This window comes from Anaerohalosphaeraceae bacterium, assembly GCA_035378985.1.
Taxonomy (GTDB): Bacteria; Planctomycetota; Phycisphaerae; order Sedimentisphaerales; family Anaerohalosphaeraceae; genus JAHDQI01.
Window position 1 is genome coordinate 73,401 of sequence record DAOSUR010000011.1, and the last position, 16,206, is coordinate 89,606.

Genomic DNA, 16,206 nt, shown 5'->3' on the forward strand with positions numbered 1-16,206 from the left:
GAAAAAGTCAAGAGGACAGGTCGATTGGAACGGATTTTGAATGCGCAAGGAAATACAAATAAGCCCGCAAAGGCATCCGGCCGAGGACCTTTTCCACCGCCAACGCATACAGCCGCAGCTGCGGACGATACCGTTCAACCCGCCCAGGCCATTGACCTTCAGAAACCCTGTCTGTCTTGAAATCGGCCAAAACCAGCCCATCCGGACTGTCCAAAAGAAGGTCCACAATGCCCTGAATAATGATTTTTTCATCCGTCGGTGCAATTCGGGCCTGTCGGGCGGAAACCGATACTGTAAAGGCCCATTCTCGATGCACTCTATCCGGATACTTCAGGACCAATTGTCCCAATTCACTGTCAAAAAAGCCCAAAATCCATTCCGTCTCCAGCGCAGCGGCTGTTTGTGAATTGATAAGTCCTTCTGCAGCAAGGGCTTCTATTGTATTTGCCACTTGTTGTCGGTCGGGTTTGGAATGCAGGTCCAGCCGGGCCAAAAGCAGATGAGCCGCCGAACCGATTTGGGCGGATGAGAGGGTGCTTTTTTTGCCGGTTTTTTCGAGAACGGCCTTCGGCACAGAGCCGAACGAATCTGCCCCGACGGCTGGTGCAAATTCATCCATCATTTCCAGCGCCCCGCTGACGGACAGTTTGGCGACAAGCCCAACGGCGGGAGAAAAAGGATATTTCCACTCGAGTATTCGCCGGCACTCTTCAATGACCGGCTGATACTGTTTTCGTTCGGCCTCCGTCAAGGTCGGCACGGATGCAGTACGCTTTCTTTGACAGGCGGCCTCAATTTCTCGGCTGCATGCCTCCAGAGCGTCTTGCTCCACACACTGGACGGTAAAAAACGTCGGACCCGCCGGGGGCTTATTCAGAAAGACCTCTTTCATCAGCGGCTGATGGCCCAACCCGTAAAGAATCCAGTCCATTGGACAGGATGCCCCCAAAAGGCACCCGTCGGGAACATCCTTATCGCCCAGCACGGCACACTCCTTCACAATTCGTTCACAGGCCGAGCCTCGGCGGGAGGCCGTCAGAATCAGTTTCTCCCGGGCGCGGGTGAGGGCCACGTAGAGAATCCGCATTTCCTCTTCGAGCATCGTCTTTCGCTTGCGTTCCTCCAGCACCTGCCAGGCCAGTGTAGGAAACTGGATATTTCGTTCGGGACAGACGGCCTGAATGCCGAGGGCATCTTCATCCGCCAGACAAACCCGATTGAAATCCTTCCAATTCCATTTCGCATTCAGCTCCGCCAGAAAGACAACGGGGAACTCCAGCCCCTTGCTCTTGTGCACACTCAAAAGCCGCACGGCATTTTCGGCGGCGCTGTCGGGCTGCGCCGGGGCCCAGTCCTGCTTTTCCCGGCGTATATCTTCGAGAAACTCCACAAACCGAGCCAGAGAGACCGACTGCGGGCCTGTGCTGAAATGTTCAAACTGGACGGCCCGCTGATGAAGTTTGAGCAGATTCGCCCGCCGCTGCCGACCGTTGGGCAGGGCCGAAACAAAGGCCAGATAGCCGGTCTGATCCAGAATCGAGCCCAGTACATCGGACAGCGAACCGATTCGAATCCGCCGGCGCCAGTCGGAAAGCTGCTCGAGGGCCCGGCGGGCCTTTTCCGCCAGGGGACCGGCGGCTTCGGCAGCCTTCTGCACGCATTCATAAAACGTATCGGACTTGCCGGCCGACAGACGAATTCGGGCCAGCTCGGAATCCGTGAAATTAAACAGGGCGCTGCGGAGCACGGCGGCCAGCTCGATATCCCGGATGGGGTTGTCCAGAACCTTCAGCAATGCCAGCATGTCGGCGATTTCCGTCGTTTCAAAATAGCCCTCCGAGGTTTGAGAGTGCAGCGGAATGCCCGCCAGCCGGAGGATTTCCGTGTAAGTCTGGGCCCGATTGGCCAGCGAACGCATCAGAATCACAATGTCGCGATACTGGACATCCCGGCGGCATCCCAACTCTTTATCGAAAATCTGAAACTCGGGTTTTCCGGTGTCGGCTCCGACGATTTGCCGGATGCGCCGGGCTATCCACATCGCCTGCCGCTGCTCTGCGGACAAATTCTCCGCTTCCGGCAGAACAGACTCCAAACTCTCTTCGGCCCCGTTCTCTTCTCCATCAAACTCCTCTTCTTCGAGGTCTTGCCCCTCTTCATCCAGCACAACAACCTCCACCGGCATCGAAATCTCCTCCGGCTTGACATCGTCCCGCCCGCAGACCAGAGCCGCCCGCTCGTCATAATCCATCGAGGCGGTCTCCTTCGTCATAATCCGCTCAAAGACTGCATTTGCAAAGGCCAGGATTTCCGGGCGTGAGCGGAAATTGTCCCCCAAATCAATCCGCTGCGGAACCAGCGGCTCGGTCGGGTCCTCCTTGGCCTCCTGCAGCGCCTCCAGAAACAGCTCCGGCCGGCTCCGGCGAAAGGCATAGATGCTTTGTTTGACATCGCCGACGACAAACACATTGTCCGGACGGCGGATGCTGTCGAGGATGCGCTTCTGGACGGCGTTGATGTCCTGAAACTCATCCACAAAAATAAAATCGAACCGGCAGCGGAGTTTTTCCGCCACCGCCGGATGCGCCTCCAGCAGCCGCACCGTCTTGTGCTCCAAATCCGAAAAATCCAGCGCCGCAATCTGTTCTTTGGCCTGCGTGTAGTGCTGGACATATCCCTCCAGCAGCTTCAGGATTGTCCGCATCTGAAGCCGCACGGAGTCGCCCTCCAGCGAGGCATACACAGGATGAACGGCCGCCAGATTCGCCAGTTCTTTCAAATCATCTCTCACATCTTTGAGAGGGGCCTTGATGCGGTTGCCAATGTCCTCCGGTATTTCCTTCGGCCGGTTGGGGGCTCGGGAAATCTCAAACGCTGCAAGAATCTCCCACAATTTTGCACAATCCCCCTGCCGAACGGCGGCCTGGAGCAAATCGAGGACAGAATGATACTCCGCCAAATGGCCTGTCAGCCAGTTCGACGCTCCGAATGCATCCTGCAGACGCCGAACCAATTCCACCTTCTGCCGGGCCTGCCGCAGCCGCCGTTCTATGATCCGGAGCTGTTCCTGCCGGAGTGCATCTGCCGCTGAATGATGCCCCGTGCAGAAGCCCTCAATCCGCTCCAGAAACCGCTGCGGGTCCGGAATGCTCTCCAGAAAATCCGCCAGCGCAAAAATCTCCTCCACAAACCCCTTGGCCCCGTACAGAGTGCGGCCGGACAGCAGCACCCGCAGCCCTTCCGCCAGCGTCGGCTCTCCCCAGGCCTCTTCGAGCGTCTGCAACAGGGCTTCCCTCTGGAGGAGCGTCTGCTGGTCAGGGTCCACAATGCCGAAATCCGGCGCAAGGTTCAGCAGATAAAAATGCTCCGCCAGAATGCGTTTGCAGAAGGCGTGAAAGGTGCTGATGGAGGCGGCATCCAGCAGAAGCATCTGCCGCCGCAGCGCCGAAGAAGGCCGGGCGCTGCAGGCCTTGCGCAGGGTGCGGGCGATGCGGTCGCGCATCTCTTCGGCGGCGGCGTCCGTATAGGTCAACAGGAGCAGCCGGTCCACATCCGTCGGACGCTGAACATCGCACAGCCGCTCCAGACACCGCCGGGCCAGTACGGCCGTCTTGCCCGTGCCCGCTGAGGCACTGACCCGGACGTCCCGCCCGACGGCACGAACGGCCTTCTCCTGCGCCTCTGTCCATTTGACCTCACCCATTGGCCTTCTCCTCCAAAGCCCTCAGCACATCTTCTTTTCGCATCGGAGAAAGCGTCCGATACCGATTGAGTTCCCAGTCAAACTTGCAGACGGATTGGTAATCGCATTCGCTGCAGGGACTTTTGCGGCTTAACCGATACGGGGCGGCGGCAATTTCCCCCTGGCGGATTTGTTCAGCAATCTGCTGAACCTTCTGCTGTGAGACCGCCAGCAGCCGCTCAAACTGCTCGGGATAAAGAACCCCGCTTCGAGCGAAATCACTGTAGGGCTGCCGGTCCTTTGTGCGGAATGCAAAATTATAATAGGCACTCCGCTGGCGGGCCTGCGTGTCCAGATATTCGGCAAAGCACCCGCTGAAAAAGCCCCTGGCTTTGAAGGGAAATTTGGCCGGTTCCTCTATCTTAGCCAATTCCCTTCGCTTAATGGGATGCTGAATGGGGATATAAAAGGCCCCCGCCGCCTGCGCAATCGTCACCCCTTCGACGGTTTGGCCCAGCAGCGCCTGCAGATACACCGGCATCTGCAGGTCCAGTCCGTAGTGCCACTTGACCCAGACAAACGGGTGCTTACCGGTTTTGTAGTCAAAAATGACCGCCGCCGCTCCCTGCGGTGTTTCCAAAATATCAATCCGGTCAATCTTGCCGCGAACCTCTATTCCGACCGACGGAAAGCTCAAAGCCGGCAGGCCGCCGCTGCCGAACTCCAGCTCCGTCGCCAACGGACGAAGGGTTCCGGCGGCCGTCATTTCCTTGAGGCCCTCGGCCAGCTGAATCAGCTGCTCAACCGCCGTTTGCAGCAGAAACCACTGATGAGCCGAATGCCGCTGAAAACTCTGGAGAAACTCGCTCCGCTCAATGACCTGCCCGCTCACCTGCCGGACGAGCTGGGCAATCTGCTCGTTTGTCAGCTGCCGCCAATCGAGCCCTTGCTGCCGGACGGTCTTAAACAGCGCATCGAGAACCGAGTGATAAAATGAACCCAAATCGACCGGCTCCATCTGCACCAGCCGGCGTTTTTTCAGGCGAAGCACATACGAAGCAAAATGCCGATACGGACAGGCCGCAAAAGTTTCCAGCCGGCTTACCGAGGTCTTCAGCGGCTCCCCGGCAAGCTGCCCAATCACCTCCGGCTCCAGCCGGGCCTGGTTGCGGTAATCCAACGCATGCCGAACCAGTCCGGCCGCCGCCCCGTCCGCCGATTCGAGCAGGGCCGCCGCCGTCCGGCGCACCGTCTCCTCCGCCGTACTGTCGCGACCGAGCACCTGACACAAATACAAGGCCCACTCCGACTCCGTCTGAATCTCCTGCGGCGTCTGCGGCTCCGGGGCAGGCCGGAGGGTCTTGAAGTCCGCAAACATCCGCTCCAGCAGCTCCAGCCCGCTCCAGGGCTGCAGGGGACTGCCGTTCTCATCCGCCAAAGGCCGTGTCAGAATCAGCCGGCGCTGCGGACGCGTGAGGGCAATATAGGCCAGATAGCGCCGACGCAGCAGCTGCCGCTGGAGCGGTTCGGCAAAATCCGGCTCAAACCTTTCCAGCACGGCCCGGTCATCGCGGCTGAAAAATCCTTCCGATTCCAGCGGCACTGGAAACTGCTTTTGCGTTGCCCCCAGCAGAAACACCGCCTCCACCTCCGGATGGCGGCTTCGCTCAATCTGTCCGATGAGCACCTGGTCCAGTGTCGGCGGGATGAGTTTGACCGTCAGCGTACTCAGCGCCGACTCCAGCAGCCGCAGATAGGTCTGTGCCGGATGCCGCCGTTCTCGATACACAATGCACAGTTCATCCAGAACCTGCACCAGTTTTTCCCACATCTGCCGATGACCGTACCGCTGGTCCGAAGGGTCCTCCTGCGCCCATTCAGCCAACACCTTCCGCACCCCGACGGCCTCCAGAAACTCCCAGAGCGCCTCGACAAACTCCTGCGGCTCTAAGGAATCCCCCTGCCGGATTTTCAGCCGCTCGCGCAGCTGTCCCAGCGGCTCAGCAATCCGCCGACGCAGCCGGTCAATCCATTGTTCAGGAAATCCATCCTGCGGGTCGGCAAACCGCCAGGGCTCCGCAATGAACCAATCATCCCCTTCGATTCCGCAGGCCCGGCAGTAATTGTCCAGCCAGTCGGCCTCCTGCCCGCTCAAACCGGTCAGGGCCGTCTTCAGATAAGCCGTCATATCCGGCAGGCGGAAGTGCAAGCAGACCGCCCGCAGGGCGCTGTCCAGCAGTTCGGCAGCCGGATGCGTTCGAAGCGGACGGGGCTGGTCAAGAAAATACGGAATCCGGAGCCGCTCCAAGGCCCACACGAGCAGATGCTGATACGAGGCCATCTCCGGCACGACGACGGCAATCTGCCGATAGCGAAGGTTTTCCTGCCGAACCAGCCGGCGGATTTCGCGGGCTGTCCACAGACACTCGCCGCGCACATCCGGCAGGGCCGCCGAGACCACCGCCCCGGCGGATGAAGGCAGAGTCGGCGGCCATTCCTCGGCAAAGTGCCGTTCCAGAAACTCCAGCGCCGGGGCCTGAGTCCACCGCCGCGGCTGCTCCAGCACAATCGGCTCCTGCATCGGCAGTCCCGCTCGGTGAATCTGCTCACAAAGCCGCTGGTAAGTCCGCTCCGTCGGGGCAAAGATGCTCAAGGGGTCCGGCGGACCGTTCAAGGCCGAGGGGTCCAGACACAGCGCAATCTGCGAGTGCGCACAGACCTTCAGCAATTCCAGCAGCACCGCTTCTTCGCGGGCGGTAAATCCGGAAAAACCGTCCACCCACAGACGAGCCCCTTTCAGAAAATCCGCTTCTGCAATCCGCCGGCTGACCTGCCGGAAAAGATGTTCCGCATCGTAAAAATCCTGATTGGCCTCCAGAAACTCCTGATAAGCTCCCAGCAGGACGGCCAGATCTTTGAGTTTGGCGTCGGTCCGAGAGCTGCCGGCCGACGCGGCCAGTTCGCGGGCCATTTCCTCCAGCCGCTGCGGGGTCATCTGGGCGCGGTACAGCTGAGCCAGCACGTCGGCCATCTGGCCGGCCGAGCCGGAAAAGTCATCATCCGAGCCGAGCAGCTCCAGCCGCCCCCGGCAGTCGGCCAGAAGCCGCCGGACTATCATCTGTCGGCCGACGCGGCTGAGCTCCCAGCGCCCGCCGACGGGGGACAGCCAGTACCCCAGCCGCTGAAACGACAGAATCCGCAGACGGTGGTATCCTTCGATGTCCGACAGCGAGAGCATCGCCTGTTCCATCTGGTAGGTGGCCTGCTCGGGCACCAGCAGAATCAGCGGGTGCGGCTCGTCGCGGCGCAGGGCCTCCGCCGCGGCCTCCAGACACAGCCGCGTCTTGCCCGTGCCCGCCCGACCCAGAATGAACTGAACTGCCATAGCCCGCCCTTTCCCTTGAATGTCTTTTTCTACCACAGAAAGACCAATTTTTCCATTCGTATTCCGTCCGGATTTGCCGTATTCTGTACAGCGACGGAATGAGCATTTTGGAGCATCGGCTGAGGAAACAAACGATTGAAAGGTTAACCGTATGATTATGAATCGGCGTCAATTTATCGGGCACACGGCGGCCTTGGCCGCGGCGGGTTTCAGTCCCCGCCTCTTCGCAGATTTTCCGGAAAACGCCGAGAGCTGGAAAAAGACCCTGGCAGGGCATCGCTTGTCTTCCCTGGACATACAAACCGTGCAGCTCAACTGGCCCCGACTTGTCGGAAAGAACTCGCGACTGGATGTTCACGGGCGAGGCGCGAGAGAAACGATCTGCCGCATTCGAACTGACCAAGGGGCAGGCGGCTGGGGACCATTTCTTGCAGACCCGCGGCGGGCCGAAGAGATTCTCCCGCCTTTCAAAGGAATGCCTGTCTCAGAGCTCTTTGACCCGGCGGTCGGAATCCTGAGGCCGGAGGCGCGTCCGTTGGATTTTGCCCTTCACGATTTGGCCGGAATCATCCTGAATATTCCTGTTTACCGGATGCTCGGCTCGCAGGGGCCGCAGGCCAATCCCTGCTACAGCGGTATGATTTATTTCGATGACCTGGAGCCGCCGGAAAATCCCGCCGGCATCGACCGGGTGCTGCAAAACTGCCGACAGGACATCGACTTCGGCTATCGTCAGCTGAAAGTGAAAATCGGCCGAGGAAACCGGTGGATGGAAAAAGAGGCCGGCCTCCGACGGGATATTGAAGTCACAAAGAAAATCGCAGAGGCCTTTCCGGGGACTGCCATTCTGGTGGATGGGAATGACGGGTTTACTTGTGAGGAGTTTCTTCGGTATCTGGAGGGAATCGGGGATGTGGATTTGTTCTGGATCGAAGAGCCGTTTCGGGAAACCCGCGAAGACTACGAGAAACTGAGGGCGTGGCTGGAGAAAAACAAGAAAAAAACGCTGCTGGCGGATGGAGAGGCAAATCCCGAGCACACATTGATTATGGAATTGCTCCGGGACGGTCTGCTGGATGTCAATCTGTATGATGTCTGCGGGTATGGATTGACCCAGTGGCGGGCGCTGATGGGACAGCTGAAAAAGATGGGGGCCCTCGCCTCGCCCCATGCCTGGGGCTCCGCCCTGAAGACGAATTATGTCGCTCACCTGGCGGCGGGTTTAGGGAATGTTGTGACTATCGAAGGTGTAACCTGCACGAGCGAGCAGGTCGATTTGGGCCGCTATGAATTGCGGGAGGGAAAACTGGTCGCTTCCTCGGCTCCGGGCTTTGGGATGGCCTTGAAGATTGACTGAATATAACCGGAGGATAAAAGGAAAAGACTATCGTCTCCCTCACTGCAGCCTCCTCATAGAGAAAAACTTTACGATTCGAATTCCTTCCGGCCGCTGGCCGCCGTCTTCCGGCTGCCGGGAAGATCTTCTTCATTCTTAAATTCGTAATCCTTCATCTCCCCAATCTGCGTCATCCGCGGTGAACACTCCATTTCCCTCTTTTCCAAATTACCCTCTTGCCGAACGCCTGCCGGCCGATATAATCTTTACGCTCCTGTATATACAGGATAAAATGAATCCATAAAAATCTAACGCCCAAAGCGGAGTAAACTATGGAAAATCATCGCAAGAGTTTAATCAAGCGGGCCCGCAAGCACGGATTTCGGGCTCGGATGCGGACAAAGAAAGGCCGTCAGATTCTGTCGCGCAAGCGCCGCACCGGACGCAGCACCAACGTCAAGCGGAGCTTCAGTTAAGCAGTCCTGCAAAGCGGATATCTTCTCCGCCCGCCCCGGGGGGATGGTCCGCCCCTTACCGGTCAAAGCGCGCCGGGTCGTTCTCAGGGGAGCGCTGGTTGGGCGGCGGACTTTGCAGGTATCCCCGGCGGTAAAACCACCGCATTAATCCCCGCCGCAGCTGTCGAAACGGCCAGGCCAGGGCGCGGTGAACCTGAATCCAGATGCTTTTGTGATAGCTTTCCTGCCGTTCCTGCGGGCTCATCAGGTCCGCTCGAAGCCGCCGCTTATGCTTGAGCAGATGATAGCGGTCCTCCCGCTGAAGCAGCCGGCAAAGCCGTCCGCTTCGGCTGAAGACCAAGGAAATCTGAAAATCAATCAGATAGGGTCGTCCGTCGCGTCCGACCAGAATATTGCCCCGCTTGTTCAAGTCAACATAGCAGATGCCGCGCCGATGCAGCCGCTCGAGCAGATGCGATAACTGGTCGAAAAAATCATCCGGAATCGGCGGCTTTTCATCCAGCGACCGCCCCTCAATATAGTCATACAGAAACCCCGTCGGCCCCCAGCGTCCGACCAGATGCGGCACCTGGTCCATATCCTGCAGGCGCTCGAGAATCTCCAGTTCCCGCCGGCACAGCCGCCGTCCCAGCCACAGAAGCCCAAACCCCAGAAACGGCTGCATCCGAGCGACTTTGAGCACCTTCAGGGTGCCGACCTCGGGCTTGTCGGCCAAAACGGCCTCATACAGCCCGGTGGCTGCAAAGAAATCGTGCTTGAAGGTGCGAAGGAGCCGATACCGCCGACCGTCCACTGTAATTTCCTTCGGCAGACCTTCCTGTCCGCAGGCATATAAATCGGATTTGAGCCGCTTGAACATCTCGTCCCCAATCCCCTGTGTTGATGGAGCTGCGTCGGTTATCGGCAGCGGCGAAGTTCTCCCCGCAGGGCCTCCAGCAGCCGTTCGGCAGGCACAATAGCCGTCCGGACCCCCTGCCGATACAAAAAGCCCTTGCCTTCGGCGGCACAGACGGCGATGTCTGCATCCGCCGCTTCGCCGGGGCCGTTGACCACACAGCCCATCACTGCCACACGAATAGGCTTGTTCAGATGTGTCAGTTCTTTTTTGACCTTGCGGGCCAGAGCAACCACATTGATGCGGCACCGCCCGCAGGTCGGACAGACAATCAGCTGCGGGCCGGTCGGCTCCTGCAGCCCCAGCGAAAGAAGAATCTGTCGAGCAATTTTGACTTCCTCGACCGGGTCGCCGGCGGCACTGACGCGAATCGTATCGCCGATGCCCTCCGCCAGCAGCGCCCCGAGCGTCACCGCCGAAGGAACGGCGGCATCCTCCGGAAGGCCCGCATGCGTGAGCCCCAGATGCAGCGGATAGTCAAAATCCTTTGCCAGAAGCCGATTGATTCCAATCGTCCGCACCGTATCGGCGCTCTTGGCGCTGAGAACCAGATTGTCAAAGCCGGCCTTCTCAAACAGCCGCACATACCGGGTCATTTCCGTGCGCATCAGACGCACGCGGCGGTCCAACGCCGTATCGCCGCTTGTTAAGTCGCGAATGCTCGCTTCATTGACGCCGATGCGGATGGCAATGCCGTGCCGTTTGGCGCAGTCGATAATCCGCAGGATGTCGCGGCGGTCCTTGATGTTGCCCGGATTGAGCCGAATCTTGGCGGCGCCGGCCTCAATGGCCTCAATCGCCCGCTCCGCCGAAAAGTGAATGTCTGCAACCAGCGGAATCGAAACCTGCTGGACGATGCGGGCGAAGGCCCGGGTGTCGTTTCGCGTGGGCACCGCCAGCCGAACCAGACCGCAGCCGGCCTCCTGAAGCCGGACAATCTGCTGCACACAGGCGGCCACGCGGGTGGTGAAGACCTTGGTCATCGACTGGATGACAATCGGATGTTTCGAGCCCAGCCGAACGGAACCCACCTGAACGGTTCGTGTTTTTCTTCGTGCAATCATAGCCGGCAGGATAATGGAAAAGGGCGTCCTTGTCTATCTTATTCGCTTCGCAGGGCGTTCAGAATCGGCCCGGACAGAGCGGTGGCCGCCGCCAGACGAATCCACAGCCAGCCGCTCAGGACAACAGCAGTCAGGGCCGTCAGCAGCAGTCCGAACGGCACCGGTTCAATCCGCCCGGCCAGGGCGGGCAGCACCGCCGGCACAGCGGACAGCAAGCCGCCAAGCACACCGGCCGACAGAACAAGCAGATGCTCCTGAACCAGCATTGAGACAAGAACCTGTTTGCGAAAACCGACGGCCTGCATCATCGCCAGTTCTCCCCGCCGCTCGAGAATATTCAGCCAGAGCACCCAGCCCATCCCGACCGTCCCCAGCAGAAGCCCCAGCCCGCCCAACACCAAAAAGATGGACAGATACGTATTTTCAACTGCCTGAAAGACCGCCAGCCGCTGACCCGTCGGAACGACCTCCAGCCCCCATCGACGGAATGTTCGGCTCAGAGCCGCAGAAAGGGCTTCGGCTTTCTGCGGCGGCGCATCGAGCAGGAAGACCTGATAGCCTGCCGTCGAAGGAAACCGCTCCAGAAACGCCTTTTCAGGAAGAATCAGGCTGCCCTGAAGCACAGAGGATTCGAGCATGCCGACAATCTTCAGGGTAAAGGGGCGTCCCTGCTCATCGGTCTGCACAAGTGTATCGCCCACCTTGCGTCCGAGGGCCCAATAGACCGTTCCGATATCGCCGACGGCCGGCACGATATCCGGCCCCCAGTCGGCCTCGAGCAGATGCCAGGCATCCTCCAGAGACGATGCTGTGCCCGGCAGAACCTCCCGAAAGACAAAGGCCCTGCGGTTGCGGAGCGAAGCCGGGTCAACCCCCAGAAGCCGCGGCTGAACGGCCCGATTCAGATTCAGACAGCTCGCCGGCTCGCCCTCTCGAACCCGAAAGGCGGCCGCTCCTTCCAGCCCCAGCGCATCCCAGGCTGTCTCGGGGGCAAGCCGAGCGGCGGCCTCCGGCAGGTTCTGCAGAATCGGCAGAGCACTTTCGGCCGTCAGAACAAATCCGCCGGTGCCGCTGCGGCGGTTGCGAACATCCTTCGGCGGTGACTTTTGATTCAGGGAAACAGCGGCAATCAGAAAGACGCCGGCGGCGGTCATAGCCGCTGCCGCCATCGAGCGGCCGGGCCGGCGGCAGGCATTCCGCCAGGCCGCCCAAATAAGACCGCTGACGGGTCGTTTGAAAACAAGAATACCCGATGCGGAAAGACTGTATCGCAGAAACAAAAGCAGCGACACCAGCAGCAGCGAACCGGACACAAAAAAGACAGCTGTGGCCTTCTGAAGGTCTGTGCGAAGCCCCCAGCCGCTCAGCACAAGGCCGAGGATTCCAAGAAGAACCGCGGTCCACAGAAGCCGCGGTTTGGGAGATTGCGGAGGGGCAATCTCTGCGGGCATTCCCAGCAGGACCGCGGCGGGCAAAGCCAGGCGGTGCCGCAGCGAGAGCATCATCGAAAAAAGCGAAACCGCCAGCCCGGCCGCCGCCCCTTTCAGAAGCGTAGCGGCGTGAAAATCAAATACCAAAGAAGCCCCGGCGACGGCCTGCGACCAGACGCCCGACAGGGCCCAAAGCAGCAGACGCGTATAGAGAACCGCCGGCACAATCCCCAGACAGGCCCCCGCCGCCGACAAAACCAGCCCTTCCAGCAGATACATCAGCCGGAGGCGGCTGCGGCGAAAGCCCAGCGCTTTAAGCAGACCGATTTGTTCGGACCGCCGCTCGACGGCAAAGCGAAACAGCAGCGCCGTCAGCAGCAGCGAGGAACCCAGCAGAAACATACTTAATCCGAAAAACAGGGAGCTGAAGTCCGTCATTCCGACGGACGACTGAGCGGCCTGCCGCCGAACCGGTTCAATCTGCAGTCCGGCAGCCGCAGGCGGCAAAGAAGCCCGCAGATGCTCCGTCAGCTGTTTTGCAGTCATCAAAGGACCGAGTCACACGGCTGTCAGATTCCCGAACCGTCCGCCCCAGAGCCGCTGGGCCTGCGGCAGAGAAATAAAGGCCTTGGGAGAACCGCGGTATCGATTCCAGTAGGCCTCGTCTTTTGGGCGAATGCGGCTCAAGTCGATGGGGATGCCCGGTTTCCAGTCGCGGCAGCTGTCGGCCTGCGCCAGCTGGGGATAATCCGGCATCAGCGTTTCGTCCGCCCCCAATCCCATCATCGGAATCACGGAATGCACCCGAAATTCCGCCGTCTGCTCAATCAGGGTTCGTCCGGTGGGTGCAGGAACATAATACGTCAGGGTGACAATATCGCCCGCATCGGCCTTCAGGTCGTCGGCCAGCCATTCATTGAGAATGATTTCATCATCGGCCAGCAGCGAAAAGACGGTCAAGTCCGCCGAAGACGCCGGAGCGATTGCCGAAACCGTCGAATAGGGACAGCGGCGGTCCTGATGAGCGATTTCGTTGACAAAATAGGTGAGGATGCCGACGGCCTGTTCATCCGCCCGCAGCAGCACCTCGGCAATCGGCTCCGGAATAAAGATGCGCCGGCTGAGCACCTCGCCGCCGGTTTGGCCCTTGAGAGAACGGACAATCAAGCCGATATCTTCAGGCAAAAAGGTCCGCCGAAGGGCCTGCTCGGCCTCCGAGAACCCGCAGCTATCCGGCAGAAGAATGGCGTTGGCCCGGTGCGGCTGCTCAATCCGCTCGGCCAGTTTTTCGAGGCGGACAAACACATTCAGCGCACCGGCCGTATCGGCCCGCAGACTGAATGTGCCGAAGGAGTCGGCATCCGCAACGGCCGAAACCGCCAGACGAACCGAGACAGACAGCTGGGACTCCGGAAACAGCACCGACTCGGCCGCCAGCCCGCCGATTTTTTCAAAGGTGAGGATGATTTCATCTCCCGCCCGAACGTTCAGTCGGGAGGCAAGGAGTTCATTAAGCACCGCTCCGTCGTCCAGACCGGACAGCCAGGGTGCTTTTCCGGACGGGGCAAAGTCGGCGAATGCGTCATCGACGCCGATGATCGAGACATTCACGGCCCGGGCGGTTCCGTCGGCATTTTCTGCCCAGCCGTTCAGCAGCAGAATCGCCGCTGCCGGCTGCTGGAGGGAATCGCAGAGGTCCTTTGCCAGCTGTGCCCGAAAAAGGGTCTGAGAAGCCGTCAGCACCAGACCGGTTCGGCCCAGCCGCAGATGGTTTTGCCGGGCCAGAGACAGTCGCACCGAATCGCCGACCAGCAGAGAACTGGTAAAGACCGTCACGGCTGCCGCCGCCGCCAGCACAACTCCCAGCCAGATGCGGCGGTCAAAAACCAGCGAGCGAATGAGCCAGCGAAACAGCGTCATCGCACAGCGTCCTGTGTCTGCTCAGAAAGCAAGCCGCCGGAGAGCACAAACCGCCTCTGCATCCGGGCGGCCAGAAGGGCTGAATGGGTTACAACAATCAGAGTCAGGCCGTGAAGACGGTGAACCTCGTCCAGCAGGTTCATCACCGATACGGCGGTCTGTTCATCCAGCGAGCCGGTCGGCTCATCGGCCAGCAGCAGCACCGGCCGCAAAAGCAGGGCCCGCGCGACCGCCGCCCGCTGACGCTGGCCGCCGGACAGCCGTCCGGGCAGTTCGCCGGCCCGGTCGGCCAGCCCCACCTGCTCCAACAGCTCCATCGCCCGCCGATGCAGAGCCGACGGCTCCTCCCGAAGCCGCCCGCCGGCCAAAGCCGGCAGGAGCACATTCTCCAGAACCGTACACTGCGGCAGGAGATGATGCTGCTGAAAGACAAAACCGACAAAACGGTTGCGAAAATCCGCCAGGGCCTCCTCATCCATTGTCGAAAGGTCCCGCCCCTCAACCCACACAGCCCCCTCATCGGGTTTATCCAGCCCGCCGATGAGGTTCAGCAGGGTGCTTTTGCCGCAGCCGGACGGACCGACGATGGAGGCCGACTGCCCTTTGTCCAGCCGCAGGTCGATTCCCCGCAGCACCTCCAGGGGGCCGGCGGCGGTCGAATAGCGTTTCCGGACCTGCTTGAGCTCGAGCATAGACGGCTCCTCAAAAGGGTCGAAAAACTACGGTCTGGTTTTCGGCTCCAGCCGCTGGAGAAAACGGCGGGCATTTTGTTCCATATCGAAATGATTCCGCAGGGCCTGCCGGGCAGTTTGTCCCATTTGAGCGGTCTGTTGCGGGCTGCGCAGAAGCGGTTCGAGGGTCTCTGCAAGGGCCTGCGGACTGTTCGGCTCATACAGGACTCCCCCGCCGGTCTGCTGGGCCCATTCCGGATAGACCCCTGTGCGGGGGGCGGCAAACGGCACCCCGCAGGCCATCGCCTCCAGCACATTCATCGCATACGCCGGACTGTACCGCACCGGGCAGACCAGCAGGTGAATCTGCTGCAGAAACGCCAGACGCTCGGCCTTTTCGAATCGTTCGAAAAAGCGAACCCGCTCGGACAGTCCCGCCTGAGCGAGTTTGTCCCGAACGGAGCAAATCATCGGCTCATCGGCGGCGTTCTTTCCCCCGCAAATCAGCAGCCGCAGACGCTCCAGCCCCGGCCTGGAGGTCAGCTGTGCAAAGGCCTCCGCAGCGATGTCCAGCCCATTGATAAACGCCATCCGCGCCAGAAAGCCGATCGTCGGCTCCGCAGGAGGCGTCTGTGCGGGCGCATAATCCGCCAGCTCCAGACCGGGCGGGCAGACAAACAGTTTCTCTTCCGCAATGCCCAGACGGTTTTTCATCACTTCGGCATAATAGCGGCTGACCGGCAGGAACAGGTCAAAATGTTCGAGCAGCTCCCTGAGCCGCTGCCAGACGCGCTTTGTCCAGGGCTCCCCCAGCCCGTCAATAAACCCGTCTTCATCCTGCAGCCAGCACATCAGCCGACAGCCCAGCCGCTGCCGAAGCGGTCCGGCCAGGCCCGCCAAAAGCAGATTGGACAGAAGAATCACATCAGGCCTGCGGTCCAAGGAAGCCAGAAAATCCGTCAGACGGTCCAGTTCAGCGGCCTGGCGTCCCTGCGGGCCCTCGAGCATCGACAGCGTCATTTCCCCCAGCTGGCGGGCACTGGTCATTCCGGCCCGTCGGCTGATGCGCCGCAAAAGGGCCTCCGAATCCAGCCAGCGCCGCAGCGGACCCGGAAGGCGCCCCAGCGGCCCCAGCTTCTGCTGAAGATAGACATTGATGCCGCCGAAAAAGACTTCCGTGCGCTCCAGCGAATTGTCTCCGTCCAGCGACAGCGGCAGGTACATCGGCACCAGCACCACATCCGTCCCCAGCCGGCGCATCGCCCGCACCAGTGCGGTATCGCGCAGGCAGTTCTCACAGTAAAACTGGTCGCCCGAGCCCGGTGTTATCTGTACAATCCGCATCCG

The 16,206-nt window shown here is 60.3% G+C and carries 11 protein-coding genes; 2 read left to right on the plus strand and 9 right to left on the minus strand.

Features of this window, described 5'->3' with window-relative positions; all coding sequences use genetic code 11:
- Nucleotides 1-7 precede the first annotated feature (7 nt).
- On the minus strand, nucleotides 8-3,703 hold the full coding sequence (addA, locus tag PKY88_09165) for a helicase-exonuclease AddAB subunit AddA (GenBank protein HOQ05368.1): 3,696 nt from the start codon (nucleotides 3,701-3,703) through the stop codon (nucleotides 8-10).
- On the minus strand, nucleotides 3,696-7,067 hold the full coding sequence (locus PKY88_09170; GenBank protein HOQ05369.1) for a PD-(D/E)XK nuclease family protein: 3,372 nt from the start codon (nucleotides 7,065-7,067) through the stop codon (nucleotides 3,696-3,698). The genes addA and PKY88_09170 overlap by 8 nt, the downstream gene beginning before the upstream one ends.
- 151 nt (nucleotides 7,068-7,218) lie before the next feature.
- Here PKY88_09170 and PKY88_09175 point away from each other — a divergent pair, with 151 nt between their 5' ends.
- A complete protein-coding gene (locus tag PKY88_09175) occupies nucleotides 7,219-8,424 on the plus strand; it encodes an enolase C-terminal domain-like protein (GenBank protein HOQ05370.1) in 1,206 nt (401 codons plus the stop codon).
- Between the two features lie 68 nt (nucleotides 8,425-8,492).
- Here the strand turns inward: PKY88_09175 and PKY88_09180 are convergent, their stop codons facing one another.
- The gene (locus PKY88_09180; protein HOQ05371.1) at nucleotides 8,493-8,615 is read right to left on the minus strand and encodes a hypothetical protein; all 123 of its coding nucleotides are present in this window, start codon (nucleotides 8,613-8,615) and stop codon (nucleotides 8,493-8,495) included.
- A 120-nt stretch (nucleotides 8,616-8,735) separates the two neighbouring features.
- Here PKY88_09180 and rpmH point away from each other — a divergent pair, with 120 nt between their 5' ends.
- Entirely contained in the window at nucleotides 8,736-8,879 is a 144-nt protein-coding gene (rpmH, locus tag PKY88_09185; protein ID HOQ05372.1) for a 50S ribosomal protein L34, read from the plus strand.
- Nucleotides 8,880-8,934: 55 nt separating this feature from the next.
- Here rpmH and PKY88_09190 read toward each other — a convergent pair whose 3' ends face one another.
- The 6 genes from PKY88_09190 to PKY88_09215 are packed head-to-tail and all read right to left on the minus strand — an operon-like array spanning nucleotide 8,935 to nucleotide 16,203.
- On the minus strand, nucleotides 8,935-9,738 hold the full coding sequence (locus tag PKY88_09190; protein ID HOQ05373.1) for a hypothetical protein: 804 nt from the start codon (nucleotides 9,736-9,738) through the stop codon (nucleotides 8,935-8,937).
- A gap of 38 nt (nucleotides 9,739-9,776) precedes the next feature.
- A complete protein-coding gene (gene ispG, locus PKY88_09195) occupies nucleotides 9,777-10,838 on the minus strand; it encodes a flavodoxin-dependent (E)-4-hydroxy-3-methylbut-2-enyl-diphosphate synthase (GenBank protein HOQ05374.1) in 1,062 nt (353 codons plus the stop codon).
- A gap of 38 nt (nucleotides 10,839-10,876) precedes the next feature.
- Nucleotides 10,877-12,814: an ABC transporter permease gene (locus PKY88_09200; protein ID HOQ05375.1), complete on the minus strand. Its 1,938-nt coding sequence runs from the start codon at nucleotides 12,812-12,814 to the stop codon at nucleotides 10,877-10,879.
- 12 nt (nucleotides 12,815-12,826) lie between these two features.
- Entirely contained in the window at nucleotides 12,827-14,188 is a 1,362-nt protein-coding gene (locus PKY88_09205; GenBank protein ID HOQ05376.1) for a hypothetical protein, read from the minus strand.
- On the minus strand, nucleotides 14,185-14,880 hold the full coding sequence (locus PKY88_09210) for an ABC transporter ATP-binding protein (protein HOQ05377.1): 696 nt from the start codon (nucleotides 14,878-14,880) through the stop codon (nucleotides 14,185-14,187). The genes PKY88_09205 and PKY88_09210 overlap by 4 nt, the downstream gene beginning before the upstream one ends.
- Before the next feature lie 27 nt (nucleotides 14,881-14,907).
- Nucleotides 14,908-16,203 carry a glycosyltransferase family 4 protein gene (locus PKY88_09215; protein HOQ05378.1) on the minus strand — a complete coding sequence of 432 codons (1,296 nt, stop codon included), beginning with the start codon at nucleotides 16,201-16,203 and terminating at the stop codon, nucleotides 14,908-14,910.
- Between the last annotated feature and the right edge of the window lie 3 nt (nucleotides 16,204-16,206).